The sequence below is a fragment of the Streptomyces sp. GC420 genome, assembly GCF_009916105.1.
GTDB lineage: Bacteria > Actinomycetota > Actinomycetes > Streptomycetales > Streptomycetaceae > Streptomyces.
In genome coordinates this window covers 1-545 of sequence record NZ_JAAAXQ010000830.1, presented here as the reverse complement: position 1 = coordinate 545, position 545 = coordinate 1, and the positions used below count along the sequence as shown (strand labels likewise).

Sequence of the window (545 nt, the reverse complement as noted above, 5' to 3'; positions counted from 1 at the left end):
GATCAGGACAGGCGTGATGCCCGCCCGGCGGCAGGCCGCCAGCGTGTCGGCGGCCGACTGCTTCGGCGGGTCGCTCATCGCCACGAGGCCGAGCAGGCCCAGGCCGTGCTCCGCCCGTTCCGGGTCGGCGGGGGCGTCCGGCACGGTGGCGCCGGCGACCGCGAGCACGCGGTAGCCGGCGGCGGCCAGCCGTCCCGCCTCGCGGCGCGCCGCGTCCCGCACTCCGGGCGGGTCCGCGAGAACGCCGGGGACCAGTACCGCCTCGGGCGCGCCCTTCAGGCACACCTTCGCCCCGCCCGTGGGGGTCCGGTGCACAGTGGTCATCCGCCGGCGCACGCTGTCGAAGGGGGCCTCGCCGGTCCTGGGGTGGTCGTGCACGAGGCGGTCGTGGTCGAGACCGGCCTTGGCCGCCGCCGTGAGGAGTGCGGCCTCGGTGGGATCCCCGAGCGCGCCCCACGTGCCGTCCGGGCCGGAGGGCACGCTGAGCTTCGCGTCGTTGCACAGGGCCGCGCACACGAGCACGGCCCGTACCTGTCTCTTATACA

Annotated in this window: 1 pseudogene; it reads right to left on the bottom strand. The window is 76.7% G+C overall.

The annotated features are described in order from the left end of the window. Nucleotides 1-522 (bottom strand): annotated as a pseudogene (locus GUY61_RS38850) (ATPase); the annotation flags it as partial. Between the last annotated feature and the right edge of the window lie 23 nt (nt 523-545).